At 64.3% G+C, this 26845-nt stretch carries 25 protein-coding genes; 15 read left to right on the top strand and 10 right to left on the bottom strand.

Annotation, left to right across the window (positions count from 1 at the left end):
• Both GFD32_RS20150 and dusA read left to right on the top strand, forming a co-directional pair.
• A partial coding sequence (locus tag GFD32_RS20150; protein WP_407081077.1) for a transposase occupies positions 1 to 577 on the top strand: 577 nt, incomplete at its 5' end.
• Positions 574 to 1575 (top strand): tRNA dihydrouridine(20/20a) synthase DusA, encoded by a 1002-nt coding sequence (dusA, locus tag GFD32_RS13150; RefSeq protein ID WP_240455646.1) that lies wholly within the window; start codon positions 574 to 576, stop codon positions 1573 to 1575. The genes GFD32_RS20150 and dusA, both read left to right, overlap by 4 nt.
• A 13-nt stretch (positions 1576 to 1588) precedes the next feature.
• Here dusA and GFD32_RS13145 read toward each other — a convergent pair whose 3' ends face one another.
• Entirely contained in the window at positions 1589 to 2620 is a 1032-nt protein-coding gene (locus GFD32_RS13145) for a succinylglutamate desuccinylase/aspartoacylase family protein (protein ID WP_163577059.1), read from the bottom strand.
• A 164-nt stretch (positions 2621 to 2784) separates the two neighbouring features.
• Between GFD32_RS13145 and GFD32_RS13140 the strand changes: the two genes are divergently transcribed.
• Entirely contained in the window at positions 2785 to 3426 is a 642-nt protein-coding gene (locus GFD32_RS13140) for a TetR family transcriptional regulator (protein WP_163577058.1), read from the top strand.
• A gap of 33 nt (positions 3427 to 3459) precedes the next feature.
• On the opposite strand, the gene GFD32_RS13135 is transcribed toward GFD32_RS13140, so the two are convergent.
• From GFD32_RS13135 to GFD32_RS13120, 4 genes are all read right to left on the bottom strand, one after another.
• Positions 3460 to 4113 (bottom strand): hypothetical protein, encoded by a 654-nt coding sequence (locus tag GFD32_RS13135; RefSeq protein ID WP_163577057.1) that lies wholly within the window; start codon positions 4111 to 4113, stop codon positions 3460 to 3462.
• 123 nt (positions 4114 to 4236) lie between these two features.
• Positions 4237 to 7413 carry an efflux RND transporter permease subunit gene (locus tag GFD32_RS13130; protein ID WP_163577056.1) on the bottom strand — a complete coding sequence of 1059 codons (3177 nt, stop codon included), beginning with the start codon at positions 7411 to 7413 and terminating at the stop codon, positions 4237 to 4239.
• Positions 7410 to 8690: an efflux RND transporter periplasmic adaptor subunit gene (locus GFD32_RS13125; RefSeq protein WP_163577055.1), complete on the bottom strand. Its 1281-nt coding sequence runs from the start codon at positions 8688 to 8690 to the stop codon at positions 7410 to 7412. Before GFD32_RS13125 ends, GFD32_RS13130 begins: the two co-directional genes overlap by 4 nt.
• Before the next feature lie 109 nt (positions 8691 to 8799).
• Positions 8800 to 10269, bottom strand: coding sequence for a TolC family outer membrane protein (locus GFD32_RS13120; protein WP_240455645.1), 1470 nt, complete (start codon positions 10267 to 10269; stop codon positions 8800 to 8802).
• Between the two features lie 158 nt (positions 10270 to 10427).
• On the opposite strand from GFD32_RS13120, the gene GFD32_RS13115 reads away from it, so the two are divergent.
• From GFD32_RS13115 to GFD32_RS13080, 8 genes are all read left to right on the top strand, one after another.
• Positions 10428 to 11351 carry an alpha/beta fold hydrolase gene (locus GFD32_RS13115; RefSeq protein ID WP_163577054.1) on the top strand — a complete coding sequence of 308 codons (924 nt, stop codon included), beginning with the start codon at positions 10428 to 10430 and terminating at the stop codon, positions 11349 to 11351.
• A gap of 229 nt (positions 11352 to 11580) precedes the next feature.
• Entirely contained in the window at positions 11581 to 12717 is a 1137-nt protein-coding gene (locus GFD32_RS13110; RefSeq protein WP_163577053.1) for an ABC transporter permease, read from the top strand.
• Positions 12718 to 12734: 17 nt separating this feature from the next.
• Positions 12735 to 13520 (top strand): ABC transporter ATP-binding protein, encoded by a 786-nt coding sequence (locus tag GFD32_RS13105; RefSeq protein WP_163577077.1) that lies wholly within the window; start codon positions 12735 to 12737, stop codon positions 13518 to 13520.
• 2 nt (positions 13521 to 13522) lie between these two features.
• Positions 13523 to 14461 carry an MlaD family protein gene (locus GFD32_RS13100; protein WP_163577052.1) on the top strand — a complete coding sequence of 313 codons (939 nt, stop codon included), beginning with the start codon at positions 13523 to 13525 and terminating at the stop codon, positions 14459 to 14461.
• Positions 14458 to 15081, top strand: a complete 624-nt coding sequence (locus GFD32_RS13095; protein ID WP_163577051.1) for an ABC-type transport auxiliary lipoprotein family protein — start codon at positions 14458 to 14460, stop codon at positions 15079 to 15081. The genes GFD32_RS13100 and GFD32_RS13095 overlap by 4 nt, the downstream gene beginning before the upstream one ends.
• 74 nt (positions 15082 to 15155) lie before the next feature.
• Complete coding sequence (locus GFD32_RS13090) at positions 15156 to 16232, top strand: HlyD family secretion protein (RefSeq protein ID WP_163577050.1); 1077 nt, start codon at positions 15156 to 15158, stop codon at positions 16230 to 16232.
• On the top strand, positions 16229 to 18997 hold the full coding sequence (gene rbbA, locus GFD32_RS13085; protein ID WP_163577049.1) for a ribosome-associated ATPase/putative transporter RbbA: 2769 nt from the start codon (positions 16229 to 16231) through the stop codon (positions 18995 to 18997). Before GFD32_RS13090 ends, rbbA begins: the two co-directional genes overlap by 4 nt.
• A 1-nt stretch (position 18998) precedes the next feature.
• The gene (locus GFD32_RS13080) at positions 18999 to 20123 is read left to right on the top strand and encodes an ABC transporter permease (RefSeq protein ID WP_163577048.1); all 1125 of its coding nucleotides are present in this window, start codon (positions 18999 to 19001) and stop codon (positions 20121 to 20123) included.
• 165 nt (positions 20124 to 20288) lie between these two features.
• On the opposite strand, the gene GFD32_RS13075 is transcribed toward GFD32_RS13080, so the two are convergent.
• Both GFD32_RS13075 and GFD32_RS13070 read right to left on the bottom strand, forming a co-directional pair.
• Complete coding sequence (locus GFD32_RS13075; protein ID WP_163577047.1) at positions 20289 to 21128, bottom strand: fructosamine kinase family protein; 840 nt, start codon at positions 21126 to 21128, stop codon at positions 20289 to 20291.
• 105 nt (positions 21129 to 21233) lie between these two features.
• Positions 21234 to 21737 carry a fasciclin domain-containing protein gene (locus GFD32_RS13070; protein ID WP_163577046.1) on the bottom strand — a complete coding sequence of 168 codons (504 nt, stop codon included), beginning with the start codon at positions 21735 to 21737 and terminating at the stop codon, positions 21234 to 21236.
• Positions 21738 to 21919: 182 nt separating this feature from the next.
• Here GFD32_RS13070 and GFD32_RS13065 point away from each other — a divergent pair, with 182 nt between their 5' ends.
• Complete coding sequence (locus tag GFD32_RS13065; RefSeq protein ID WP_163577045.1) at positions 21920 to 22234, top strand: Nif3-like dinuclear metal center hexameric protein; 315 nt, start codon at positions 21920 to 21922, stop codon at positions 22232 to 22234.
• 23 nt (positions 22235 to 22257) lie between these two features.
• On the opposite strand, the gene GFD32_RS13060 is transcribed toward GFD32_RS13065, so the two are convergent.
• Positions 22258 to 22815: an NUDIX hydrolase gene (locus GFD32_RS13060; protein ID WP_163577044.1), complete on the bottom strand. Its 558-nt coding sequence runs from the start codon at positions 22813 to 22815 to the stop codon at positions 22258 to 22260.
• 102 nt (positions 22816 to 22917) lie between these two features.
• On the opposite strand from GFD32_RS13060, the gene GFD32_RS13055 reads away from it, so the two are divergent.
• Genes GFD32_RS13055 through GFD32_RS13045 form a run of 3 tightly spaced genes read left to right on the top strand, consistent with a single transcriptional unit; the run spans position 22918 to position 25818 of the window.
• Positions 22918 to 23565 (top strand): CoA pyrophosphatase, encoded by a 648-nt coding sequence (locus GFD32_RS13055; RefSeq protein WP_089681889.1) that lies wholly within the window; start codon positions 22918 to 22920, stop codon positions 23563 to 23565.
• Complete coding sequence (locus GFD32_RS13050) at positions 23565 to 25139, top strand: PAS domain S-box protein (RefSeq protein WP_163577076.1); 1575 nt, start codon at positions 23565 to 23567, stop codon at positions 25137 to 25139. Before GFD32_RS13055 ends, GFD32_RS13050 begins: the two co-directional genes overlap by 1 nt.
• Before the next feature lie 28 nt (positions 25140 to 25167).
• Positions 25168 to 25818 (top strand): response regulator transcription factor, encoded by a 651-nt coding sequence (locus GFD32_RS13045; RefSeq protein ID WP_163577043.1) that lies wholly within the window; start codon positions 25168 to 25170, stop codon positions 25816 to 25818.
• Between the two features lie 9 nt (positions 25819 to 25827).
• On the opposite strand, the gene GFD32_RS13040 is transcribed toward GFD32_RS13045, so the two are convergent.
• Both GFD32_RS13040 and GFD32_RS13035 read right to left on the bottom strand, forming a co-directional pair.
• Entirely contained in the window at positions 25828 to 26334 is a 507-nt protein-coding gene (locus GFD32_RS13040) for a hypothetical protein (RefSeq protein ID WP_163577042.1), read from the bottom strand.
• A gap of 80 nt (positions 26335 to 26414) precedes the next feature.
• Complete coding sequence (locus GFD32_RS13035) at positions 26415 to 26783, bottom strand: cation transporter (RefSeq protein WP_163577041.1); 369 nt, start codon at positions 26781 to 26783, stop codon at positions 26415 to 26417.
• Between the last annotated feature and the right edge of the window lie 62 nt (positions 26784 to 26845).

Raw genomic sequence — 26845 nt, 5'->3', positions numbered from 1 at the left:
GGTCACGTTGCTGCCGATTCGGCATGTTGCGGACTTGGTCGGCCTGCACTGGCATACCGTCAAGACCATCGACAAGCAGCGCCTGCTACGCGATCTGCCGGCACCGGACCCGACACGGTTGCGACGGCTGATGATGGACGAATTCGCCCTGCACAAGAGGCACCGCTACGCCACCGTGGTCGCCTGCGCCGACACCCAACAGGTGGTTTGGATCGGCGAAGGCCGCTCCCGCGACGCGATCCGCCCGTTCTTCGAGTGGCTGGGCGAGGCGCGAGAGCAGATCGAAGCCGTCGCCATGGACATGAACTCGGCCATGGCCTTGCGGGGAAAGGCCTTGGACTTGGCGTGCTGGTGGCCATCCCGCGCGATGCGGATCTGCGCAATGTATGAGAAACTGCCATCCTTATTGCGGCGCTTCCGGATCGTCGCCAATTTGCACCTCCCTGGTACCAAATCGAAGACGCCCCAAGTACCAAATCAGTACCAGCGTGCTTCGAAAACCCGTCTGAACTACTATAAATATGTACAGCTATGGCAGATAAGGCAACCGCCACAACCCGCATGGATACTGGCATGACGCGCCCTGCGCTGGATAGGACGTTCTCCGTGGCGCCGATGATGGACTGGACGACCCGCGATTACCGCGCCTTCGCCCGAACCCTGACGCGGCGCGCGCTGCTCTACACCGAGATGGTGACGACCGGTGCCATCCTGCACGGCAGCCCGCGCGAGCGCTTCCTCGGCCATGACGAGGTCGAGCATCCGCTGGCATTGCAGCTGGGCGGCAGCGACCCGGGCGAGTTGGCCGAATGCGCCGCAATTGCCGAAGCATGGGGGTACGATGAGGTGAACCTCAACGTCGGCTGCCCCAGCGACCGGGTGCAGAACAACCTGATCGGCGCCTGTCTGATGGGCCACCCCGAGAAGGTCGCCGCGGCGGTGCACGCCATGCGCGAGGTGGTGAGCATTCCGGTGACGGTGAAATGCCGCATCGGGATCGACGATCAGGACGAGGACGCCGATCTGGAACGCTTCATTGGCCGGGTGGCGGATACCGGCTGCGAGACGTTCATCGTGCATGCGCGCAAGGCGTGGCTGCAGGGGCTCTCGCCCAAGGAGAACCGCGACATCCCGCCGCTCAACTACCCGCGAGTCCATCGTCTCAAGGCCAGCCGGCCGGAGCTGCATATCGGCATCAACGGCGGCATCAAGACGCTGGACGAATGCCGCGAGCAGCTGGCCCATATGGATAGCGTAATGGTCGGACGCGAGGCCTACCAAAACCCCTGGCTACTGGCTGGCGTTGACCAGGCACTCTATGGCGAGCCCGGGCCTGCCACCAGCCGTCATGCAGCCGCCCGTGCCTTTCGCCCCTACATCGCCCGTCGGCTGGAGGAAGGTGCCAAGCTCAACCATGTCACCCGTCACTTGCTGGGCCTGTTCCAGGGCCAGCCGGGCGGACGCCGCTTCCGCCGCCACCTGTCGGAAAACGGTCACCTCGATGGCGCCTGCCTGCGGGTGTTCGATGATGCCCTCAGCCTGGTGCCCGAACGCGAGGCCGCACCGGCAGCCTGATGGCCCATGTGCCTCAATAGAGAGGGTCGGGCGGCGGCTCCAGGCTGGAGTGGAAGTCCTCGACGGCACTCTCCGCCTCTTCGATGGCATCGAAGCGTGCAATGTGAAACAGCGCCTCCCCCTCGTTGGCCAGGGGCAACCGACCCATACCGATCACGATGCCGTCGGCCATGGCGGTGACGGCTGCTTCGGCATTGCCGAATGGGTCGGCCACCTTGCCCAGTACGTCCCCCTTGGCCACCCGCGCGCCCAGACGCACACGCGGGCGCAGGATGCCATCGATGGGCGCCCTCGCCCAACTCGAACCGTTGGCAATCTCTGCCGCCGGCGGCGGGCGGCGGCGATGCTCACCGGCCAGCATGCCCAGGCGGCGCATCACCCGCAACACACCGCGCACCCCCGGCGCGATCGCCCACTCGTCGAAACGCAGCGCCTCGCCAGCCTCATAGGTGAGCACCGGAATGCCGCGATTCTGGGCATAGTGGCGCAGGCTGCCCTCGCGCAGCTCGGCATTGAGAACCACCGGCGCGCCGAAGGCATTGGCCATGCGCTCGGTTTCGCCCCCGGAGATGAGTTGAGCACGGATCTGCGGCAGGTTGGTGCGATGGATCGCCCCGGTGTGCAGGTCGATGATGTGAGTGGCATGATCGACGATGGCCTCGCGGAACAGCGCTGCGACTCGCCCTCCCAGCGAGCCCGACTCACTCCCGGGAAAGCAACGGTTCAGGTCGCGCCGATCGGGCAGGTAGCGACTATGCTGAACGAAGCCGAAGACATTGACGATGGGCACCGCCACCAGGGTGCCACGCAGCCCCTGGAGCTGTTTCGAGCGCAGCAGTCGGCGAACGATCTCCACTCCATTGATCTCGTCGCCGTGGATCCCACCGCACACCAGCAGCACCGGCCCGCCCTGCCGTCCGTGCACCACCTCCACGGGAATGTGCAGCGGCGCATGGGTGTAAAGACGCGCCACCGGCACGTCGATCTGGGTACGGCTGCCAGGCTCCACCCGGACACCGGCTAGCTCGAAAGGGACACGCGGCATGATCACGGCCTGTTGGCGAACAGTGTTTTCCCTTTATACCGCGATGCCCGCCAAATGACGAGCCGCCAGACACCGCGGACAAGAAAGATACAAGGATGAATGTAAATGGTGGCGCGCTCAGGTAGAATGACTGTCATCACCTGTCAGTAGGAGCGCGCCAACCCATGGCCCGACGCACCAAGGCGGAAGCCGCCGCAACCCGTGAAACCCTGCTCGATGCCGCCGAGGTGGTCTTCTATGAACGGGGCGTGGCGCGTGCTTCGCTGGAGCAGATCGCCCAACAGGCCGGCATGACCCGTGGCGCCGTCTACTGGCACTTCCGCAACAAGGCGGAACTCTTTCGCGCGATGCTGGCTCGGGTGCGCATGCCGTTCCAGGAGCTGGTCGAGGAGATCGGCGATCCTGGCCTGTCCGAACGCCCGCTGGAGGCGATACGGCTTGCTTGCCTGAAGGGCTTCGAGCGCCTGGAGCAGCCACGCTACCGGCGCGTACACGCCATCCTGATCCATCGCTGCGAGTTCTTCAGCGACATCGACCCCATCGCCATGCAGCACGAAATGGCCGACGAGTGCCTGGGCGCCCTCAACGACTACTTCCAGGCCGCCAACGCCCGTGGCCTGCTGCGTGACGACGTTGCCCCCTCCTTGGCCGCCGATCTACTGCAATCCTGCCTCGGCGGCCTCTTCCATGATTGGCTGCGCACCCCGGAGGCCTTTTCACTGCGGACACGCGGTATCGCCCAGGTCGAGACCCTTCTACACCTGCTGTCAGCCCCAGGTATCGACACCCCACCGACTCGGCGATGAGAAGGGCCGCGGCTTCCCATCGTCATGCGGCGCTCAACGCCGCTTGAGATGCAGCCGGGAAAGGCGCGTCCGTGCATCCAGATAGTCATGCTCCGCCACACTGCGGAAGGCGTCCTCGTCGACCACGTACTTGACCAGCACCCGGCGCTCACCGGCATGCGGCATGCTCTCCGTCTTGCCATGCAGACGTACGCTGCACTCGGGGTCATCCACCAGTGTGCCCGTGGTCCAGCCCTGGCCGTCCGGTTCGGCCTGAACCTCGACGCTTTCGCCGAGCAGCACGCGTCGATTGCGCGCCGCACGGCGATGGAACCAAGGATGCATGCGGCGACACAGCAACGCAGCCAGCGGCGAAGCCAGCGCCAGTGACGCCCAAAGTACGGCGACACCCAGCGGCAGGCGAAACAAGCCCAGGTCGAACGGACTCAGCAGAAACCGCTCGGCCAAAGCGGAAACGACGCCGGCCAACACCAGAAGAACGCTCAGTGCCACGCTAGGTGGCACTCCGGCAAATCCCAATGCCACCAGACTGCTGGCCAAATGATCGCCCTTGAGGCTGTCTTTCTCGAACAACTCTAGCGGGGCCAGACGCACGAGCACCAACAACCAGTAGAGCAAGGCCACCATCAGCAAAGCGCTAAACGCCACCGTTGGAAAACTCAGAGCGATGTGCCGGACACTGTCCATACGGGCCTCCTGGTCGACCCTTGGCCGACGAAAACATCATGATGGCTGACAACCGAGCGTTTCACGTTGTCAGTCGACGACCGGGCCCCGGCAGCTCGATCCCGCTTGCCAGGGCCGAGACGTCTACCCCGACTCGCGCTCCAGGCGTGGCGATTCATCACGCCCTTTCAGCCTGTGCCGTAGCCAGTCGGAAATGGCCGCGATCATGGCGTAGTAGCTGGGCACGAAGAAGCTCCCCAACACCGCCACCGTGGCCATGCCTACCGCTACAGTGGTGCCGATGTGGTGGCTGCTGACGTCACTGGCGCCGGTGGCCAGCGCCAGCGGCAGCGTGCCGAAAATGAACGCCAGCGAGGTCATCACGATGGGGCGGAAACGCAGCTCGGCCGCGGTGATGGCCGCCTCGCGAATCGACTTGTCTTGCTCTTTGCGCTGAAGCTCGGCGAATTCGACGATGAGGATGGCGTTCTTGGCCGCAAGCCCCACCACCACCAGCATGCCGATCTCCACGTAGACGCTGGTGTCGAGCCCTCTAAGCACGATGCCGCCAATGCCGCCCAGAAAAGCGAAAGGCGTGGCAGTCAACACCGCCAAAGGCAGCGACCAGCTCTCGTACTGGGCCGCGAGAATCAGGAACACCATAAGGATGCCAAAGACGATGGCCAGCATCGCCGTACTGCCCATCTGACTCTCCTGATAGGCGGTACCGGTCCAGCCCATGCCCCAGTCGCTACCCAAGGTTTCCGCGACGATGCTCTCCATGGCATCGATGGCCTGACCGGAGCTGTAGCCCGGCGCCGGGCCGCCCTGGAACTGGGCGCCCAGATAGACGCCGAAGCGTGACACTACCGACGGCTTGGCCTGGCGCTCCAGGGTCACGAACTCCGACAGGGGGATCCGCTCGCCATTGCCACCGCGCACATAGACGTTGCCGATATCGTCGGGGGTCTTGCGGAACTCGTCTTCGTTCTGTAGGTAAACCTGGAAATTGCGGTTCTGATAGCTGAAGTAGTTGACGAAGCCATTGCCGAAGGTATTCGACAGGGTAGCGTTGAGGTCTTCCAGCGCCACGCCGTAGCTGAGCGCCTTCTGCTGGTCGATCTCGGCCCGATAGCCCGGAACGTTGACGTTGAAGGTGGTGAACACCCGCTGCAGCGCCGGATGCTGGTTGGCAGCCTGCATCACTTGTACCGACGCTTGGAAGAGCTCCTGCGGCGAAGCCCCTTCGAAAGATTGCAGATAGCCGGTGAAGCCGCCGGTAGTGGAAAGGCCCATGATCGGCGGCACATTGAAAGCCATCGCCGAACCACCGGGAACCTGAGCTCCCAACTGCATGATCCGACCGACCAACTGTTCGGCGGTGAGGTCACGCTCGTCCCAGGGGTCCATATTGATGAACATCACGCCACGCGCCGTGTTGACCGCACTCGAAAGGATGTCATAGCCGGCCACCGCGGAGCTGTAGCGGACGCCGGGAATCTCCTCGATACGCTCGCTGAGCTCGGCCATGTAGGTCTCGGTGCGATCCAGCGAGGCGGAGTCGGGCAGCTGCACGCTGGCCAACACAATGCCCTGGTCAGTTTCCGGAACCAGGCTCGAAGGCGTGCTCTGGTAGAGCCACCAGGCGCCGCCAATCACCAGGCCGGTGAGCAACAGCGCCAGGCCCCAGAAACGCACCAATGCCTTCACCACCCACAAGTAGACGGCAGTTATCCCGGCAAACAGGCGATCGAACAGGCGCAGCGGCGTATAGATGGCACGCATGAGCCTGGACTGCCCCAGCGACGGCTTGTGCTTGATGAAGATCGCCGACAATGCCGGGGTAAAGGTCAGTGCCATCAGCGCCGAGAACGCCACCGACACCGCCACGGTGAGAGCGAACTGCTGGTAAATCTGTCCGGTGAAGCCGCCGAGGAAGGCCACCGGCACGAAAACCGCCGCCATGATCAGCGAGGTGGCAATGACCGGGCCGCCTACCTCCTTCATGGCTCGAATCGTCGCCTGGGTGACCGTGATTTCTTCATCTTCGCTGAGCACCCTTTCGACGTTCTCCACCACCAGGATGGCATCGTCCACCACGATGCCGATGGAGAGCACCAGGGCGAACAGCGTCAGCAAGTTGATCGAGAAACCGAACAGATAGAAGCCTGCGAAGGTGGCCAGCACCGATACCGGCACCACCGACATGGCGATCACCGTGAAGCGCCAGTTCTGCAGGAAGATGAACAGGATGACGCCGACGATCAGGAACGCCTCGACGAAGACATGGGTCACCGTCTCCACGGAGGCATCGATGAACAGCGTGGTGTCATAAGGCACCACGTACTCGAGCCCCGGCGGGAAGCGCCCCTCCAGCTCGCCCATGGTGTCATGCACCGCCTGTGCCGTTTCCAGGGCGTTGGCGCCGGGCTGCTGGTTGATGATGATCGGCGTCATGGTGGCGCCGTTGAGCTTGGCATCGACTCCGTAGAAAGAGGCACCGAGCTCGATGCGCGCTACGTCCTCCAGCCGCAGGGCAGAACCGTCGGGGTTGGTTCGCAGAAAGATGTCACGGAAATCGTCGACATCGTTGAGGCGCCCGCCAGCCGTGATGGTGTAGGTGAAGGCACGCGGCTCGCTCTGCGGCGTGGCCGCCAGGCTACCTGCCGGCACCTCGGTGTTCTGAGCGCGGATGGCGCTCGCCACCTCCGTCGGGGTCAGGTCGTACTGCGCCAGCTTGTCGGGATCCATCCACACGCGCATGGCGAATTCGCCACCGCCCAGCACCTCCGCGTTGCCGACCCCCGGCACCTGACGCAATTCATCGAGGATATTGAGGGTGGCGTAGTTCTGCATGAACACGTTGTCATAATCGCCTTCCGGCGAGATCAATGCCACCAGCATCAGGATCGAGCTGGACTGCAGCTCCACCGTCACGCCCTGGGACTGGACCGCCTCGGGCAGCTGCGAGAGCGCCCCTTGCACACGGTTGTTGACGTTGATGGTGTTGATGTCGCCATCGGTGCCGATATTGAACGCGACCTCGAGGCTCATCATGCCATTGTCGGCACTGGTCGAGGTCATGTAGAGCATGTCCTCGACGCCGTTGATCGCCTCCGCCAGGGGGGCGGCCACGGTCTGGGCCACCGTTTCGGCATCGGCGCCGGGGAACTGCGCCTGCACCGACACCGTGGGCGGCACCACGTTGGGGTACTGCTCGATGGGCAGCACTCGCATGCTCATCACCCCCATCACCGTGAGGATGATGGCCAGCACCGTGGCGAAGATCGGCCGTTTGATGAAGAAGTTGGAGAAATTCATGAAGCGTCGTCCTCACCGCCCTCATCGGCCGGCGCCGCTGCGCCGGCATCGCCTCCTTCCTGCATCGCTTCAGCGGCCTGCTTCTCTTCTTCGGCTTCGGCGTTCTCGACCGTCTCGACGATCTCACCGGCATCGCCGCCGAAGGGCTGCGGATCGATGGGCGTGCCCGGCTCGATGCCCGATGGGTCGCCGACGATCACACGCTCGCCGGCCTCGATGCCACCGCGAATGATCTGCCAGGGGCCGGCCACCTCGCCCAGATCCACCGGGCGGGCACGAGCCACGTCATCGTCATCCAGCACGAACAGCTGTGGCCCCATCAGCCCCTGGCCCACGGCAATCTCGGGTACCGCCAGCACGCCAAAGCGCTTGAGCCCTTCCAGGCTCACGCGCACGAACTGCCCAGGCAGCACCTGGCCGTCGGAATTGGGGAAACTGGCACTGGCCCGGACGGTGCTGGTCGCTTCGTCGACCCGTGACCCCAGAAAGTCCAGCTGCCCCTCGAGGACGCCTCCCTCTGCGCCATCGACGCCGGGAATCTGAAGTCGCGCGGTGATCGCCTCCACCGACGACTCACCGATCTGGCGACGCAGCTCGAAGGCATCGCGCTGAGGCAATTGAAAGCGCACTTCCAGCGGATCCAACGGCGTGATGGTGGCAAGTTCGGTACCCGAGTTCACCAGGTTGCCCACGTTGATCTGCGATAGACCGATCCTCCCCGATACCGGCGCCGTGACTTCGGCATAGCGCAGATCGATGCGCGCACTTTCCAATGCCGCTTCGGCCTGAGCCACTGAGGCGCTGGCCACGCCCAGCTCGGCGCGCGCCTGATCGACCTGTTGGCGGCTCACCGAATTCTGGCTCAGCAGTCGCTCGAATCGCTCGGCATCACGCTGGGCGCGGGCCAACTCGGCACGCGCGCTCTGCAAATCGGCCTCGCGCTGGTTGACGACCGCCTGATAGAGGTCTGGCTCAATGGTATAGAGCGTCTGCCCCTTCTCCACCAGTTGACCGGGCTCGAAATGGCGCTCTTCCAGCGTGCCACTCACTCGCGCCACCAGCGTGACCTCATCATCACTGCGCAACAGCGAGGGATATGACTTCTCCAGCGAGATGTCCCGGGGGCTCAGTTCCGCAACCTCTACCGGCTGCGGCGGCCGTTCCTGGCTGCCCTCTTGGGCCTGCTGGGGCGCCTCTTCCTGGCCACAGGCCGCCAGCAGTAAACCAGCGGCGAGCCCCCACAGGGCCATCCGTCCATTACGGAACAGGGTTTTCATGATTCTGTCGTTCCCGTTGTAAGCGTCAAGGTGGACGCATCTTACATTCATCCGTGTATGGATGTAAACGTTAGGCACCTAACCGATCATGCTCAGCGCCCGGCTCATCTCACTGCGGTGTGGGCGGCTCGCCGATCTCCAGAGCCGCATCATGAGCACCGCCTTCCTCGGGCAAGGTGAAAGAGACAGTGTCGCCATCCAGCCAGGCGTTGACCTCCTGAAGGGCAGATTCATCGAGGGTACCGGCCTGCTGACGCAGGGTGAGCCGGTTGATCACGTAGTCGTAACGGGCGCTGGCATGGTCGGCGATGGCGTTATAGAGATTCTGCTCGGCATTGAGCACATCGACGATATTGCGAGTCCCCACCTCGTAACCGGCACGGGTGGCATCCAGGGCGCTCTGGTTCGACACGATTGCCTGGGCGCGGGCCTCCACGGTAGACACGTCATTGCTGACCTGCGTATAGCGCGAGCGCACCTGCTGGATGGTATCGCGACGCTGCGCTTCGAAGTCATACTGGCTCGATTCCAGCAGATAGGTGTTCTGGCGAACGCTGGCGCTGGTGCGCCCCCCCGTGTAGAGCGGAACGTTCAGGCGCACGCCTACCTGGCTGTTGGAATCATGGCCGGAAAGGCCATCGCTATCACTGTCGGCATACTGGTAGTTGGCGAAGGCATTGAGCGTCGGCAGCTGGCCGGCGCGAGCGATGTCCACACCGCTGCGCGACACTTCGACCCCCGCCAGACTGGCCAGCACCAAAGGGTTGTTCTCGATGGCCAGTTCCACCCAGGCATCGCGCTCGTTAGGGGTCGGCGGCGCAATGGGCATCTCATCGCCTAGTGCATCGATGCTGGCGTATCGCTCCCCGGTCAGCCGCTCCAGCGCCTCGAAGCGCACCTGTAGGTCGCTCTCGGCAGCGATGCGCTCGGCGCGGGCCTGGTCAAAGGCGGCCTTGGCCTCTTCCACTTCGGTAATGGCGATCAAACCCACGTCGAACTGCTCGCGAGCCTGCTCCAGCTGACGGCCGATAGCGCGCTCTTGGGCTAGACGCGCCTCGAGGATCTCGTGAGCGCGCAGGATCTCGAAATAGGCCGTCGACACATCGATCAGCACCTGCTGTTCAGTGGCAGCAAGCCGGTAGTGCTGCTGATCGATCTCGCGCTCGGCCTGCTCTACCTCACGGCGGTTGCGCGCGTCGAAGAGCGCCTGAGTGGCCTCGAGCCCCAGGCTCACGCTGTTGTAGTCGTCGTCCTGGCTGCCGCCCTGCCCGGTCACTCCCGCGCCCCCGACGCTCTGGCTCTCGTACTGGCGATTATGAGCCACGTTGCCCGTGGCGCTCAGCTGCGGCAACAAATCGGCCCGTTCGACGTCTCGGCCCGCTTCGACGCCGCCGGTCTGGGCGCGACTCGAAGCCAGCTCGGCATTGTTGTCGAGCGCATCGCGAGCGATGGTCAGCAGGTCGGCAGCCTGGACCGGCACCGCCAGAACCGAAAAAAACAGCGCCGGCAACAAGGCCCGGCGGGGCAGGAATCGACCCGCTAGGCGGGAACGACGGGCAGAGCGGCAGGGACGCATCATCGTCTCATCCTCGAACAGTGATGGGGGTGAATTTACATACATTGTCGCATGTTCCAGCATCGAATCCACCTCATGGAGCGGCAAGAAATGTGGATTCGGGCTGCACGATGCTCTCCAACTCGGCTACGCTGCTATGCAGCATAGCCGAGGAGATACCCATGGACGCGCTGGAACTGATCAGGGTGCGGGGCCTGGAAGTCGCCGTACGGGTCTGGCACCCAACGGCGCCGCGCACGCTGATCGCCTGGCATGGCCTGGCACGCCACGGTGGCGACTTCGCCGACTTCGCGCGCCAGTTGGGCCCCGGCTGGCGAGTGCTCGCCCCGGACACGCCGGGGCGCGGCCTGTCGAGCTGGTCTCTCTACCCCGCTCACGAGTACCTTTACGCCCACTACATGAAGGTAGCAGTCGCCGTACTCGACCACTTCGACCTGGAAACGGTGCCCTGGGTGGGTACCTCCATGGGAGGCCTGCTCGGCATGCTGCTCGCCGCCGAGCCCGACACCGCGCCACGCATCGAGCGGCTGGTACTCAACGACGTAGGGCCCGAGCTGGACCCGGACGGCCTGGCCCAGCTGGCACTCTATTTCGGCATGCCGCACCGCTTCTGCACGTTCGGCCAGTTGGAAGCGGAACTGCGCCGTCACTATCAAGGCTTCGGCATCCAAGGCGATGACGCCTGGCGGCGCCTGGCTCTGGGCAGCAGCAGGCGCTTGCCCGACGGCAGTTGGACCTACCACTTCGATCCGCGCATCGGCGAGCAATTCATCCACGACACGCCGCGCGACACCTGGGCCGACTGGGCGGCGATCCGCTGCCCGCTGATGGTGATACGCGGCGCCGAATCGCCCTTGCTACGCGCCGACAGCGTGAGCCGCATGGCTGAAGTGCAACCTGGCCTGATCACGCTGGAAGTGCCTGGCTGTGGCCATGCCCCCATGCTCGACCGGGCCAGTCAGGTCGTTCCCATGGCCGACTTCCTGACCCACCGCCGCTGGCGACACCATCTTGGCAGGCTTCACCCCGCCATGCCCTTCTGGCAGCGCACCTGGCAATGGCTGCACCGCCTGATGCGACGCTGAACGGCCTGCCGGCAATGCCGCCCGCAACGTCGCCTTTCACTCCGGGACGCTAGCATAGGAAACACGCAACATACACAAATGAATGTATGGTACCGTATCCTCATCTCGCATAATGACGTTCGCCCAGGGAAAGGTGGCCGGCCCCGTCGACGGGAGCGCCAGACGTCGGCACCCGATCAGAACGGGAATGCCCGCGGTTCGGCCAACGCAATCAGCGGAAGGTACAACCATGACGGAACGGCCTGCGCCACCCTCAGCCGGAACGCTATTGCAGGAGGGCGGGACACTCTCTCCTCGCGGTGACTGGACCCTGTCGCACTATGCCGCCCTGCGCCGCGAGCTCGATCGCTGCCCCCGGCACGCTTCTGTCGCGGCGATCGATCTCACCGGGCTCGGTGCCCTGGACACCGCCGGCGCCACCTTGTTAGCAGAACTCGTCGGAGCCCAACGTCTTGCCGAGATCGACCGCTGGGCTCCCGACCTGCCGGCGACACGCCGTGCCCTGCTGCGCACCCTGGGCGAGGCCATGGCACACCGCGAGTCCCCGGCGCTGCGCCCCAGCCGGCCACTGATGGATACCCTGGCGCGGACCGGCCAGTTCGTCGAGAGCTTCTGGCAGCAGCAGCGACTGCTGCTCGGGTTCATGGGACAAGTGCTCGCCACCCTGGCCGCCACCGCCTGGCGACCCAACCGCTGGCGCCTCACCGCAGTGGTATCCCAACTGCACCAGACGGGCCTCAATGCCCTACCCATCGTTGCGCTGCTGACCTTCCTGGTGGGCGCCGTGGTGGCCTTCCTCGGCGCCACGGTGCTACGCGACTTCGGTGCCACCATCTACACGGTCAACCTGGTCGCCTTCGCCTTCCTGCGCGAGTTCGGCGTCCTGCTCGCCGCCATCCTGCTCGCCGGTCGCACCGCCAGCGCCTTCACGGCCCAGCTCGGTGCCATGAAGGCCAACGAGGAGCTCGATGCCATTCGCACTCTCGGCATCGATCCCGTCGAGGTGCTGGTGCTGCCGAGGGTACTGGCAATGATGCTGACCCTGCCGATCCTCTCCTTCGTGGGCATGCTGAGCGGCATACTCGGCGGGGCCCTGGTCTGCCTGCTGGCCCTGGACATCTCGCTCATCCAGTTCCTGGCCATTCTGCAGCGCGATATCCCTCTCAACCATTTTCTGGTGGGTCTCGCCAAGGCACCGCTGTTCGCCTTTCTGGTCGCGGTGATCGGCTGCCTGGAGGGCTTCAAGGTCAGCGGCAGCGCCCAGTCCGTTGGCGAGCACACGACCTCGAGCGTGGTGCAGTCGATCTTCGTGGTGATCCTGCTGGATGCGGTGGCGGCCCTCTTTTTCATGGAGATGGGCTGGTGAGCGCGGCACGGACGTCGATGGGCCAGGAACCCCTGATCCGGGTGCGCGGGTTGGCCAACCGCTTCGGCCAACATAGCGTCCACGAGGATCTCGACCTCGACCTCTATCCGCAGGAAATCCTCGGCGTGGTCGGCGGTTCAGGCACCGGCAAGTCGGTCCTGCTACGCAGCATCGTCGGCCTGCGGCAGCCCAGCGCCGGCAGCATCGAGGTGTTCGGCGAGGATCTACAGCGCCTCTCCCCCCAGGACCGCTCGCGAGTGGAGCGCCGCTTCGGGGTACTCTTCCAGCGCGGCGCACTGTTCACCTCGCTGACCCTGCAGGAGAACGTTGCCCTGCCACTGATCGAGCACATCGGGCTCACCCGCGCCGACGCCGAGGCCCTGGCCCGGGTCAAGCTGGCCCTGGCCGGACTCCCCGGGGAGTCCGCTACCCAGTATCCCGCCGAACTCTCCGGCGGCATGATCAAGCGGGCCGCATTGGCGCGCGCCCTGGCGCTGGACCCGGAAGTACTGTTCCTGGACGAGCCGACGGCGGGCCTGGATCCGATCGCCGCGGCGGCCTTCGACCGCCTGATCCTGACCCTGCGCGATGCACTCGGCCTGAGCGTCTTCCTGGTCACCCACGACCTGGACACCCTCTATGCCGCCTGCGATCGGGTGGCCGTGCTGTCACGCGGCCGGGTGCTGGTGGCCGACCGCCTCGATGTCGTCGAGGACACCGACGATGCCTGGATCCACGACTATTTTCACGGCCCACGAGGCCGTGCCGCCCACCTGGCGGCCTACCCCGCGGAGGAGAGCTGACGATGGAACCCCGCGCCCACCATGTGCTGATCGGGCTGTTCACGGTAATCACTTTGGGCAGCGCGCTGCTGTTCGCCCTGTGGCTGGGCAAGTCCAGCGTCGACCGCGACTATGCCTGGTACGAGGTCGGCTTCAACCGGGCCGTCAGCGGACTGTCCGAGGGCAATGCGGTGCAGTACAGCGGCATCGAGGTCGGCAACGTGGTCGAGCTGCGCCTCGACTCCCAGGACCCGCGCCAGGTACGTGCCCTGATCCGCGTCTACGACGACGTTCCGGTCAAGCAGGACACCCGCGCCAGCCTGGCGCTGGCCAACATTACCGGCAGCATGAACATCCAACTGCTCGGCGGCACGCCCGAGAGCCCCCGCCTGGTGGGAGACCGCGACGACCCTCCGCTGATTCAGGCCGAGCCCTCGCCGCTGAGCTCGCTGCTCGCCAACAGTGAAGAGCTGTTCGCCCAGGTGGACAGGTTATTGACCAATGCCAACCGGCTGCTCTCCAAGGAGAACGCCGAGAGCCTGACGCGCACCCTGGACAATCTGGAAGTCGTCTCACGGACGTTGGTCGACCAGCGGGATGCCCTCGGCGAGGCCATGCTGAGCTTCGAACGAGCCGGCAATCAGGTCGAGGCGTCCCTGCAGAGCTTCGGCCGCCTGAGCGAAAGTGCCAACGAGCTGCTGGACGGCGAGGGGCGCGACACCGTGCAAAGCGCTCGGCGTGCGATGCAATCGTTGGAGTCCACCACCGCCCGGCTGAACCGCCTGACGGCACGCCACGAGAGCTCCCTGGCGCGGGGCCTGCAAGGCGTGGGCGAGCTCGACCCGGCCATGCGCGAACTGCACGCGACACTGCGTGCCCTGAACCGTCTGGTGCGACGTCTGGAAGAAAACCCCGCCGATGCCCTGCTGGGACGCGATGCGATACAGGAGTTCTCCCCATGACCCGGCTCCCGATGCCACGGCTCGCGATGGCACTGTCTTTGCTGATGATCGCCGGGCTCCCCGCGGGCTGCAGCCTGTTCCCCGAGCGCGAACCGGTGCGCCTGTTCACGCTGTCCGAGCCGTCGCTGTCGGCGTCTGCCGACGCCACCCGCGACCTCACCCTACGGGTCGACACGCCAAGCGCCGGAGCGCTACTGGACGGTCCGCGCCTGCTGGTCACACCCTCCCCCGGGGAATTCCAGGCCTATGCCGGGGCACGCTGGAGCGACGATGCCCCAAGCCTAGTGCGCGACTACCTGATCGAGGCCTTCCGCCTCGATGGCCGCCTGGCCGCCGTGGTGGACGACAGCAGTCGGGCGCGCAGCGACGCCACCCTGGCGAGCCACCTCGGGGCCTTCCATAGCCGCGACCGCGAGGGCACTCCTGAGGTGGTAGCGCGCCTCGAGGTCCAGTTACTCGACGAGTCCAGCCGCGAGGTACTGGCCAGTCGCCGCATCGAAGCGGTGGTCGCAAGCGAGGATGAAAGCCTCGAAGCCGTGGTGGCCGCCTTTGGACGAGCCAGCGATGCTCTGGCTCGCGAGCTGATCGACTGGACCCTGGCCAAGCTCGTCGAGCCATGACGGCTCCCATCAATGCGGAGTCGCGAGACGTAACATTAGCCGCTTAATCAACCGCCAACCGTGGATTCGGCATCATGAAAACAGGCAGGAACAGCAAGTTGGTCAAAGGCCTAGCGGCCATTGCCGTCATTGGCATCGCGGCCTGGCTGGTCTGGCAGGAACTGCAGCCCGAGGGCCCCGGCGAGGGCATCGCCAGCGGCAACGGGCGCATCGAAGCCACCGAGATCGATATCGCCACCCGGGTCGCCGGCCGCCTCGACGAGGTATTGGTCGAGGAAGGCGATTTCGTGGAACCCGGCCAGATTGTCGCGCGCATGGACACCGCCACCCTGGAGGCCGAACTCACCCAGGCCAGAGCCCAGACTCGCCGGGCCGAAAATGCCTTGGAGACGGCCCGAGCCATGGTCGCTATGCGCCACAGCGAACTGGAAACCGCAAGAGCCGTGGTCAACCAGCGCCAGGCCGAGCTGAACGCCTCGCGCAAGCGCTACGAACGCTCGGCCAGCCTGGTGGAGCGCAACGCCATCTCTCGACAACAGTTCGACGATACCCTGGCCGACTACCAGAGCCATCAGGCCGCTCTGGCCTCGGCCAATGCCCAGGTGCTCTCCGCCCAGGCCGCCATCCGCGCTGCAGAATCCCAGGTCATCGAAGCCGAATCGGAGGTGGAGGCCTACCAGGCTGCCATCCAGCGCATCGAGGCCGATCTTGACGACAGCGAACTCAAAAGCGACCGCCTGGCCCGGGTCCAGTTCCGAGTGGCCGAGCCGGGTGAGGTATTGGGTGCCGGGGGTAAGATACTCAACCTGGTCGACCTCACCAAGGTCTACATGACCTTCTTCCTGCCCACCCGAGAAGCAGGCCGGGTCGCCATCGGCGACGAAGTGCATCTGGTGCTGGATGCTGCCCCGGACTATGTCATTCCCGCCCGAGTCAGCTTCGTGGCCAGCGTGGCCCAGTTCACCCCCAAGACCGTGGAAACCGAAAGCGAACGGGAGAAGTTGATGTTCCGCGTTCGCGCCCAGATCGATCCGAACTTGCTGCTCGAACATATCGATCAGGTCAAGACGGGCCTGCCCGGCATGGCCTACCTGAAGCTCGAGGATGACGCCCCCTGGCCCGACCACCTCAAGATCAATGTCGCGCCATGAGCCAGGAAATGCAGCCCGTCGCCCGGGTCGGCGCACTTACCTTGCGCTACGGCCGCACCACAGCCCTGAACGCGTTGGACCTTGCCCTGCCGGCCGGATGCATGGTCGGGCTGATCGGCCCGGATGGCGTCGGCAAATCCAGCCTGCTCTCGCTGCTCGCCGGCGCCCGCAAGATCCAAGAGGGCACGGTCACCGTGTTGGGCGGCGACATGAGCACCCAACGCCATCGTAACGAGGTCGGCCCGCGCATCGCTTACATGCCACAGGGGTTGGGCAAGAACCTCTATCCAACGCTCTCCGTCGAGGAAAATCTGCAGTTCTTCGCTCGGCTATTCGGCCACACAGCCGGTGAACGTCGGCGCCGCATCGACGAACTGACCCGCAGCACCGGGCTACTTCCCTTCCTCGAGCGCCCCGCCGGCAAGCTTTCCGGCGGCATGAAACAAAAACTGGGGCTGTGCTGCGCGCTGATCCACGACCCCGACCTGCTGATTCTCGACGAACCCACCACCGGCGTCGACCCATTGGCCAGAGCCCAGTTCTGGGAACTGATCGCCCGCATCCGCAGCGATCGACCGCAGATGAGCGTGATCGTCGCCACCGCCTATATGGACGAAGCCCAGCGTTTCGACTGGCTGGTGGCCATGGACGCCGGCAAGATTCTCGCCACCGGTTCCCCACGGGAGCTTCTCGAACAAACCGCGTGTGACTCCCTGGAATCCGCCTTCATCGCGCTGCTGCCGGATGAGCAGAAACGCGGCCATCAGCCCGTGCGCATCACACCTTTGGAGGTCGATGCCAACACGGACATCGCCATCGAAGCGCGAGACCTGACCATGCGCTTTGGCGACTTCGTCGCCGTCGATCACGTCAGCTTCCGTATCCGGCGCGGCGAGATATTCGGCTTCCTCGGCTCCAACGGCTGCGGCAAGACGACCACCATGAAGATGCTCACCGGACTGCTGGCCGCCAGCGAAGGGCGGGCCTGGCTGTTCGGTCAGGAGGTCGACCCTCACGACATCGACACCCGCCGACGGGTCGGTTACATGTCGCAGGCTTTCTCATTGTACGGCGAACTCACGGTGCACCAGAACCTGGTGCTGCATGCACGGCTGTTCCAGATCGCAGAACACGACATACCGGCAAGAGTCGCCGAGATGGTCGAGCGCTTCGCGCTCGACAACGTCCTCGACGTCCTGCCGGAGAGCCTGCCGCTGGGCGTACGCCAGCGACTCTCTCTAGCGGTGGCCATGGTCCACCAGCCAGAGCTGCTGATTCTCGACGAGCCAACCTCGGGCGTCGATCCCATTGCCCGTGACAACTTCTGGCGCCTGCTGGTCGAGCTGTCGCGCAGCGACCGGGTAACGATCTTCATCTCCACTCACTTCATGAACGAAGCCGAGCGCTGCGACCGCATGTCGATGATGCACGCCGGCCGGGTACTCGACAGCGACACGCCGGCCGCACTGGTCGAAAAACGCGGCGCCCAGTCTCTCGAAAGCGCCTTCATCGGCTACCTGATCGAAGCCGGCGCCGATCGAGGGAGTGCCGGAACAGCCGCACCTCAAGAAGCCGGCAACACTCCGGAGTCGTCATGTGTCGCCGCCGTTGCGCACGACACCGTACCGCCCTACCGACGCTTCAGCCTCCAACGGATGCTCAGCTACACCTGGCGCGAAAGCCTGGAACTGCGCCGCGACCCGGTGCGTGCGGCACTCGCCTTGACCGGCTCGTTGGTCCTGATGGTCGTGATGGGTTTCGGCATCAGCATGGATGTCGAAGATCTCAACTACGCCATTCTCGACCGCGACCAGAGCTCCCTCAGTCACGATTACGCCCTGAACCTCTCGGGAGCCCCTCACTATTTCACCGAACGCCCACCGCTTTCCGACTATGCGGAACTGGATCGGCGTATGCGCAGCGGAGAGCTGGCTCTGGCGATCGAGATTCCCCCAGGGTTCGGTCGCAACGTGATGCGTGACCACCACGTAGAGATCGGCGCCTGGATCGACGGCGCCATGCCCCAACGCGCTGAAACCGTGCAGGGCTACGTACAGGGCATCCACCAGCAGTGGCTACAGGCGCTCGCTCGACGCTCCGGAACCACGACCGGCGCCGTGGCGGCAAACATCGAAAGCCGCTACCGCTACAACCCCGACATCCAGAGCCTGACGGCCATGGTGCCGGCGGTAATCCCACTGCTGTTGTTGATGCTCCCGGCCATGCTCACCGCGCTCTCGGTGGTGCGCGAAAAGGAGATGGGGTCGATCCTCAACCTCTATGTCACCCCGGTTACCCGTACCGAGTTCCTGGTCGGCAAACAGATACCCTATGTCGGCCTGGCAATGGTCAACTTCCTGACGATGACCGGCCTGGCAGTCACCTGGTTCGGCGTCCCCATCACCGGCAGTTTTCCGACTCTGGCTCTGTCAGCCTTGGTGTTTTCCATCATCGCCACCGGCATGGGTCTGCTGGCTTCCACCGTCACCCGCAGCCAAATCGCCGCCATGTTCTTCGCCATGATCGGCACACTGATTCCCGCCGTCCAGTTTTCGGGCCTCACCGACCCGGTTTCGTCACTGGAAGGCAGCGGACGCTTCATTGGCAGCATCTATCCGGCAAGCCATATGTTCACCATCAGCCGCGGCGTATTCAGCAAAGCGCTGGACCTGCACGACCTCATCGGTTCGTTCCTGCCGCTGCTGCTGGCGGTACCGGTGATCATGGGAGTGGCGATCGCCCTACTCAAAAGACAGGAGCGCTGAGATGCGACGAATCGCCACCATTTATCGCTTGGGCATCAAGGAGTTCTGGAGCCTGTTGCGCGACCCGACCTTGCTGGTGCTCATCGTCTACGTATTCACCATCGATATCTACACGACTGCCACGGCGATGCCCGAAACCCTGAACAATGCCCCCATCGCCATCGTCGACGAGGACGACTCACCGCTCTCCAAGCGCATCGTCTCGGCGTTCTACCCGCCGCAGTTCGTGGCGCCGGAGCTCATCGCCTTCCCGCAAATGGATGCCGGGCTGGATGCCGGACGCTACACTTTCGCGCTGGTCATTCCCACCAATTTCCAGCGCGACGTGCTGGCGGGACGTACGCCCGACCTTCAGCTCAACATCGATGCCACCCGCATGAGTCAGGCTTTCTCGGGCAACCACTATATCCAGCAGATCGTCATGGGTGAGGTCACTGAGTTCGTCCAGCACTACCGCAAGAGCGTCGAACCCCCGATCGAACTGGCCCTGCGCGCTCGTTTCAACCCCGGCCTGGAGCAGGCCTGGTTCGGCTCGCTGATGTCGATCATCGACAACGTCACGATGCTCTCGATAATCCTCACCGGCGCGGCGCTGATCCGCGAACGCGAACACGGCACCATAGAGCATCTTCTGGTGATGCCGGTGACGCCGACGCAGATCATGTTGGCCAAGGTATGGTCGATGGGGGTCGTGGTCTTGCTGGCGGTGGCGGTGTCACTGACCTTCGTCGTGCGCGGCCTGCTTCAGGTGCCGATAGAAGGCTCGGTGGCACTGTTCCTGGTGGGGGCGGCACTTCATCTGTTCGCCACCACCTCGATGGGTATCTTTCTCGCCACGCTGTCGCGCAGCATGCCTCAATTCGGCATGCTGTTGGTTCTGTTCCTGCTACCGCTGCAGATGCTCTCCGGGAGCGCCACGCCGCGTGAGAGCATGCCCGAACTCGTCCAGAACGTGATGCTGCTGGCCCCGACCACCCACTTCGTCGAGCTGAGCCAGGCCATTCTGTTCCGCGGCGCCGGCATCGACGTGGTGTGGACCCAGTTCCTGGTATTGCTGGCGATCGGCAGCGTGCTTTTCGCCATCTCCCTGACACGCTTTCGCAAGACCATCAGCCAGATGGCCTGAAGATGACGGTGCCCCACTTCAGAGAGTCTCTCGTCTCGACTGTTGGCCATGTCCGCCATGGGAGACCGTGAGACTGTATTGGAATGGCCGTCGTTCTCGGAGTTGAGCGTCAAGAGACCCGCCCCGGTCAATGCCGCATTCACCACCGCTCACGTTTTCAGAGAGTCAGCCTGCCCCGACCTCCAGTCGCTCCACCGCCCGCACCACGGCAGCTCGATAACCGCCACCGAACAGCAGCAGATGGTTGAGCAGCGGGTAGAGCTGGAAGAGTGTCTCGCGCCGCGGCCAGTCGACCGGTGCGTGACCATCCCAATAGGCTTCGAAGAAGGCCTCGCCCGGCGAACCGAACAGCGTCAGCATGGCCAGATCCACCTCCGGGTAGTGACGATACACCGCCGGATCGATGATCGCCGGCCCTTTCGCCGTGAACAGTACGTTGCCCGACCACAGATCGCCATGCGCCAGGCTCGACGGGGCATCCGGCAGCCAGGACTCCAGGCCGTGAGCGATGACCTGCAAGCGGTTGAGCAGGCGATCGTCCAGCAAACCGCGTGCGTGGCATGCCTCGGCCAGCGGCAACAGTCGCCGTTCGCGCTGGAAGGCGCGGCCGTCGGAGAGTGGCGCATTGCGCTGGGGCGTGCGTCCGCAGGCGTTGTCACGCGGCCAGCCATGCGCTTCGCCGGTCACCGAGTGCAGGCGGCGCAACCCCTCGCCAAACGCCGTGGAATCACGGCGGGACACCGTCTCCAGTGCCTCCATCACGAGAAAGCCGTTGCCCTCGGCCAATACCGCAGGCACCACCAGGCCGCTCTTCGCCGCGTGCAGGGCCCGCAAGCCATCGGCTTCGCCGGCCAGGCGCTCTGGATCGTCCTGCTTGATGACGACCGGGCCGCGCTGCGTCGTCATGCGATGAACCGAGGCCATGTCGCCCCCGCTGAGCGGCTCGAGACGACCTTCTGGGATCAGGCCGGCCATAGCCAGCTGCTCGGCGAGTCTTGCATCCATGGCCGCAGCTCCCCATGACGGCGATTCGTTCGCAGAGGGTCGCGCCTGATGGGTTAGCTGTCAAAAAAAGCCGCCCCGGAGGGCGGCCAACAGGGGGGACAGGAATCACTCGGGGAGGAGGACCGAGTCGATCACGTGAATCACGCCATTGCTCGCCTCGATATCGGCATCGACCACTGTTGCATCGTTGATCATCACGCTGCCATTCATGGTCGTGATGCGGAGATCCTGGCCTTGCACCGTCGTGGCGCTGTCCGCTTCCATGGCATCGGCGGCCATGATGCGTCCCGGCACGACATGGTAGGTCAGGATGGCCTGCAGCTGATCCCGATTGTCGGTCATCAGCAGCTCGTCCAGTGTCCCTTCGGGCAGCGCGTCAAAGGCCGCATCGGTCGGCGCGAACACGGTGAAAGGGCCCTCGCCCTTGAGGGTGTCGACCAGACCGGCGGCTTGTACGGCGGCCACCAGGGTCTCGAACTGGCCCGCCGCCACGGCAGTATCGACGATGTCTTTCTGACCGTGATCGTCGGCAATCGCGGCGGATGTCAGCATCAACCCGGCCAGGCCGGTGTACAACCACTGTGGAACTACGGAGGTAAGGACACGCATGTGACACTCTCCTATGATGGCCTCTGGTTTCATGCCATTGGCCTTGTCGAGAACAGGCCGGCAATCTGCTCCGGCCTATACACAACATAGTATCCGTATAGTTTTTGGACAACTATTTTTTTCACCCATCGGAGCCCTCACGTCTTGGGGCCTCCGACCATTCACAATCGTGGAGAACGCTCATGTACAAACTGGCTTTTTTCGTACCCACCGACGACGCCGAGATCGTCAAGGAGGCAGTGTTCGCCACCGGCGCCGGACGGATCGGCGACTATGAGGCGTGCTGCTTCCAGACGTCGGGCACCGGGCAATTCCGCCCTCTGGCAGGTGCCAACCCGCATATTGGAAAAGTGGATGAGCTGGAGCGGGTCGAGGAGCTCAAGGTCGAGCTGGTGTGCGAAGATGCGCTGATTCGTCAGGCCGTGGCCGCCTTGAAGAAGGCTCACCCCTATGAAGAGCCGGCCTTCGACGTGTGGCAGCTGGAAACCTTCGGCTAGGCGGTTTCAGGTCCAGCACCGGTTCATGCCGAGCCGAAGTAGCGCTCGCGGTCCTCGGCAGTGATGTCGCTGATGTGTAGCGGGTAACCGCCGTCACGGCGGTCCTGGAAGAAGTGCCGGAGGGTGCGCTCGATGGTGGGAAAGGCGAGTTCATCCCAAGGTATTTCGTGCTCTTCGAACAGCGCCACTTCCAGACTCTCCGAACCGGCATCGAACCCACCCATCAAGTCGGCACGAAACATCATGTAAACCTGATCGATATGAGGCAGGTTGATCAGGGTGTAGAGACCGTGGATACGCACCTCGGCACAGGCCTCTTCCAGGGTCTCACGTGCCGCCGCCTCGACGGTGGTTTCCGCGTTTTCCATGAACCCCGCCGGCAGCGTCCAGAACCCCTGTCGCGGCGCGATCGCACGCCGGCACAGCAGCACCTGCGAGCCGCTCACCGGCAGGGTGCCGGCAACGATGCGCGGATTCTGGTAGTGGATGGTACCGCAGGCATCGCACACATAGCGCGGCCGGTCATCGCCTTCCGGAATCGCAAAACGCACCGGTTGGGCACAGTGGCTGCAGTAGTTCATGGAACTCCCTGGAAGGCTGGTAACGGCTCGGGCACCGCCGGATTCGGGCTTGACGCCGCGCAAGGCGGCCGGGTAGAAGGAATCAAACCCTGTGGAACCTCCATGTTAGAGAAACTTCGCGAACGCCTGCAAGCACATGCCCCGCGCCGGCTCGCGCTCGGCGGCGTCCCTCAGGCTGCGGTCCTGCTGCCGATCGTCGCCCACCCCGAGCCGACGCTGCTGTTCACCCGCCGTGCCGCGCATCTCGCCACTCACAGCGGTCAGGTGGCGTTTCCCGGCGGCAAGCGCGAACCTCACGACAGCGACCTGCTGGCCACGGCACTGCGCGAATCCGCTGAAGAAATCGATCTGCCGCCGGGGCGGGTCGAACTGATCGGCCGGCTCTCCGATGTGATGTCGCTGCACGGGATTCGCGTCACGCCCTACGTGGGCGTGATTCCGCCAGGCCTGCCGCTCACCCCTGACCCCGCCGAGCTGGATGCCATCTTCGAGGTACCGCTGACACTTTTCCTCGATGACCGACGCCACCATACCGACGTCATTCCGGTCAACGGCCGTCCCCACTACGTCCCCAGCTACCATACCGCCGGCGAGGTGATCTGGGGACTCTCGGCAATGATGCTGGTGGAGCTGCTGGCCGAAGGATTCGAGCGTCCGGTGAGCCTGTTCCAGGAGCCGGCGCACGGACGGCTCTGTTACTATCCCGAGCGCCCGTTATCCCATCCAAACCCGCTCGTGCTTACCTCGTGATGAGACACCGCGACCCGGAATGCGCGCCAAGCGTACGCATCGCCGAACTCGAAGCACGCATCGCCGAACTCGAGGCGGAGAAGGCGTCTCTCGAGGCAGAAAAGCGTCACTACCGGTGGCTGGCCGAGAGCACTACCGACCTGATCTCGTGCCACGCTCGGGACGGCACCTTCCTCTATGCTTCCCAGGCGGCTCGCGACCTGCTGGGCTATGCACCGGAGGAACTGATCGGGGCCTCCGCCTACGACCTGTTCCACCCATCGGACCTCGCTGACCTGCTCAACAAGTCGCCCCGCGTCTACTATCACGCCAGCTTCTACCAGTACACCTACCGCTTTCGTGCCAAGGACGGCCGCTACGTATGGTTCGAAACCACGAGCCGTACGCGCCGCGACCCGGACAGCGGCGAACTGCTCGACATCCTGTGCGTATCCCGCGACGTCGGCCGTCGCATCCAGGCCGAAGCCAATCGCGAGCGCCTGGCCCAGGTGGTCGAATCGACCACCGACTACGTGCTCTTCGTCGACGGCGAGGAGCGTCTGTTCTACTCCAACGAAGCCGCTCGGCGCCTGCTGGGCCTGCCACGTGAAGCGCGGGAGTGTCGCCTGGATCATGCCTATACCGCCGATTCGCTGGCCGTGCTGCGCGAGATCGTGATGCCGGCCGTGGCACGCTATGGCTCCTGGAGCGGCGAGCTGGCCATGTGCAGCCCCAACGGAGAGGTCCCCGTGCTGAGCGTGGTGCTCGCCCATCGCGGACGTGGTGCCACTGCCGATCACCTTTCGCTGCTCAACCGCGACATACGCCTGCGCCTGGCCACCGAGGCCCAGTCACGCCGTCATCAGGAGCAGATCGCCCATGCCAACCGCCTGGCCACTACCGGCGAGCTCGCCTCCAACATCGCTCACGAGCTCAATCAGCCACTGGGCACCATGGCCAACTATGCCAGCGGCGCGCTGATGCAGCTCGCCGCGGACCCACAGCGTCCCGCCAGCGACCTGGAAACGCCGCTCGCGCGAATCAACGATCAGGTGCAACGCCTCGCCGAACGCCTGCGCCACATTCGCACCTTCGTACGCAAGGGCCAGACCCGACCGCGCCCCGTGCCCCTGCTCGAGGTCGTCGATGCCGCTTGCCGTCTTTGCGAGTGGCAATACCAGCAAAGCGGCATAACCCTGGAACACGCCCTACCCGAGTCACTACCGCGGGTGCTGGCAGACCCGGTTGCGCTGGAGCAAGTGCTCATCAACCTGCTGATCAACGCCCTTGAGGCAAGTCGCGAGACGCCTGCTGCCGAACGGGTAACGATCCGTGCCCACCGCAGCGGCCCTCGTGAAGTGACCGTCACGGTCAGCGACCAGGGGCCTGGGGTTCCGCCAGAGCAGGCCGATCGTCTGTTCGTGGCGTTTCACACCACCCGCCGCGAGGGCCTGGGCATGGGGCTGGCCATCAGCCACTCGCTGATGGAGGCAATGGGGGGCAACCTGCGTCTGGAGAACGGTTCCGACGGAGCCACCTTTGCCGCTACACTGCAAGCGGAAGCTGCGCTGCTGCCTCGGCCGCGCCCCGACTGACCCTTGGCCCGACTGCCCGGAGCGCCGCGTGCCTCACACCACCGACACCTCCGCCTGCATCGCCGTCGTCGACGACGACGAGGCGCTGCGCGAATCTCTCGCCTGGTTGCTCGACTCGGTGGGGCTGGCCACCTGTGCCTACGAGGACGGCGACGCCTTCCTCGCCGTCCCCGCGGACCGTCACGCCGCAGTGCTGCTCGACGTACGCATGCCCGGCCTCTCCGGGCTGCAGGTACAACAGCATCTCAACGAGCGCGGCGACAGCGCGCCAGTGATCTTCATGACTGGCCATGGCGACGTGCCCATGGCCGTGGCGGCACTCAAGGCCGGTGCCTTCGACTTCATCGAGAAGCCCTTCAACCACCAGCAGCTCATCGACACCCTGCAGCAGGCGCTCACCGAATCTCACCGCACACGCCAGGCACGCAGCCGCCTCGAAACACTGCACGACCGCTACTGTGCCTTACGCCCCAAGGAGCAACAGATCCTGGTGCACGTCGCCGAGGGCATGACCAGCCGCGAGGCTGCCGAACAGCTTGGCGTCAGCGCCAAGACCGTGGAGATCTACCGTCTGCGCGCCATGAAAGCGCTGGGCGCCGCCAACCTGGCCGAACTCGTGCGCCTCTGCGTGGCACTGGAGCTAGTGGACCCCCTCCCTGGCGACGAACGCCCCGGTTGAACCGTGGTCTCAGGTACCATCGCAAGGTGGCTCGCCGGCGGCCAACCGCCGCGCTCCCACTACCTGACGACGCACCAGGAAGAGCAGCAGCAGCGGCAGCACCAACCACTGGAGCAGCGGCGCCAGTCCCGTACCCAGCCACGGCAGACGCGGCATGTGCTCCGCGTACTGCCAGCGTCCCTGGAGTTCGGTAGCATGCCACTCCAGTCCCAGCGTGATGACCAGCCCAACAGCCACGAAGAGCGCCACAGCCCGGGGATCGGGACGCAGCAGCCAGGCACGCTCGCGCCGCCAGCCAGCTACCAGCCAGAAGGCCGTGAGTGCAATCGCCACATCACCCAGTGTCGCCCGAGTGCAAAACTTCACGGCGTCCCAGTGCGCCATCTCCGGCATCGCAGCGAAGAGCGGCACCTGCAGGAACTCCCAAGGAAAGTGGAGCAGAAAGGCGAACAGCGCAACATTGAACTCGGGCGTGACCGCCACCTGTCGGAAACGGAAATGTCCGATGCGTCGCATTGCTATAATCGCCTCCTCCAATGACGGCACAGCCCATCGATGGTGTTATGGATGGCACCGCTATATGGCTATTCTGCGCATTATGGTTTACGTTTTGAACTAGGCGAAGTCTGATGGCAACTCCAAGGCTCATGGGTCGCATTATCCTTCACATTCTGGTCAACAAAGCGATAGTGCTCTTCCTTGAAACGGTTCCACAAATTGTGACTGATTGCGACGGCATGCTTGTTGAGAATCTCCTCAACGCAGTCGATACAAATCCTCGATGCATCATAAGAAAAGTGCAACATGCGCTTCTTCTCATCATAAGAGACGCCATCCAGACCATACAGTTGGTCAATATCCGCAACCGCAGCTTCAATTGCCGTCTTATCATTGGAATCCAGTTTCAAATGCCTTGACACCAGGTTAATCTCAGATACGCCAAGACGATGTTCGCGATCACTCATAACAGCAACACCTCACTCTTTTCTAAAAGAGGTATCGGATCACGAGCAATGGGTTACCCGGA

The sequence above is a fragment of the Halomonas faecis genome (assembly GCF_010993975.1).
GTDB classification, from domain to species: Bacteria; Pseudomonadota; Gammaproteobacteria; order Pseudomonadales; family Halomonadaceae; genus Halomonas; species Halomonas faecis.
The sequence above is the reverse complement of the archived record's forward strand: the minus strand, read 5'-3'. Positions and strand labels throughout refer to the sequence as shown.

Coding starts and splice junctions, on each gene's coding strand:
- dusA (WP_240455646.1), top strand. CDS start 574: ATGACGCGCCCTGCGCTGGATAGGACGTTCTCCGTGGCGCCGATGATG.
- GFD32_RS13145 (WP_163577059.1), bottom strand. CDS start 2,620: ATGCCGCGTGTCCCTTTCGAGCTAGCCGGTGTCCGGGTGGAGCCTGGC.
- GFD32_RS13140 (WP_163577058.1), top strand. CDS start 2,785: ATGGCCCGACGCACCAAGGCGGAAGCCGCCGCAACCCGTGAAACCCTG.
- GFD32_RS13135 (WP_163577057.1), bottom strand. CDS start 4,113: ATGGACAGTGTCCGGCACATCGCTCTGAGTTTTCCAACGGTGGCGTTT.
- GFD32_RS13130 (WP_163577056.1), bottom strand. CDS start 7,413: ATGAATTTCTCCAACTTCTTCATCAAACGGCCGATCTTCGCCACGGTG.
- GFD32_RS13125 (WP_163577055.1), bottom strand. CDS start 8,690: ATGAAAACCCTGTTCCGTAATGGACGGATGGCCCTGTGGGGGCTCGCC.
- GFD32_RS13120 (WP_240455645.1), bottom strand. CDS start 10,269: ATGATGCGTCCCTGCCGCTCTGCCCGTCGTTCCCGCCTAGCGGGTCGA.
- GFD32_RS13115 (WP_163577054.1), top strand. CDS start 10,428: ATGGACGCGCTGGAACTGATCAGGGTGCGGGGCCTGGAAGTCGCCGTA.
- GFD32_RS13110 (WP_163577053.1), top strand. CDS start 11,581: ATGACGGAACGGCCTGCGCCACCCTCAGCCGGAACGCTATTGCAGGAG.
- GFD32_RS13105 (WP_163577077.1), top strand. CDS start 12,735: ATGGGCCAGGAACCCCTGATCCGGGTGCGCGGGTTGGCCAACCGCTTC.
- GFD32_RS13100 (WP_163577052.1), top strand. CDS start 13,523: ATGGAACCCCGCGCCCACCATGTGCTGATCGGGCTGTTCACGGTAATC.
- GFD32_RS13095 (WP_163577051.1), top strand. CDS start 14,458: ATGACCCGGCTCCCGATGCCACGGCTCGCGATGGCACTGTCTTTGCTG.
- GFD32_RS13090 (WP_163577050.1), top strand. CDS start 15,156: ATGAAAACAGGCAGGAACAGCAAGTTGGTCAAAGGCCTAGCGGCCATT.
- rbbA (WP_163577049.1), top strand. CDS start 16,229: ATGAGCCAGGAAATGCAGCCCGTCGCCCGGGTCGGCGCACTTACCTTG.
- GFD32_RS13080 (WP_163577048.1), top strand. CDS start 18,999: ATGCGACGAATCGCCACCATTTATCGCTTGGGCATCAAGGAGTTCTGG.
- GFD32_RS13075 (WP_163577047.1), bottom strand. CDS start 21,128: ATGGATGCAAGACTCGCCGAGCAGCTGGCTATGGCCGGCCTGATCCCA.
- GFD32_RS13070 (WP_163577046.1), bottom strand. CDS start 21,737: ATGCGTGTCCTTACCTCCGTAGTTCCACAGTGGTTGTACACCGGCCTG.
- GFD32_RS13065 (WP_163577045.1), top strand. CDS start 21,920: ATGTACAAACTGGCTTTTTTCGTACCCACCGACGACGCCGAGATCGTC.
- GFD32_RS13060 (WP_163577044.1), bottom strand. CDS start 22,815: ATGAACTACTGCAGCCACTGTGCCCAACCGGTGCGTTTTGCGATTCCG.
- GFD32_RS13055 (WP_089681889.1), top strand. CDS start 22,918: ATGTTAGAGAAACTTCGCGAACGCCTGCAAGCACATGCCCCGCGCCGG.
- GFD32_RS13050 (WP_163577076.1), top strand. CDS start 23,565: ATGAGACACCGCGACCCGGAATGCGCGCCAAGCGTACGCATCGCCGAA.
- GFD32_RS13040 (WP_163577042.1), bottom strand. CDS start 26,334: ATGCGACGCATCGGACATTTCCGTTTCCGACAGGTGGCGGTCACGCCC.
- GFD32_RS13035 (WP_163577041.1), bottom strand. CDS start 26,783: ATGAGTGATCGCGAACATCGTCTTGGCGTATCTGAGATTAACCTGGTG.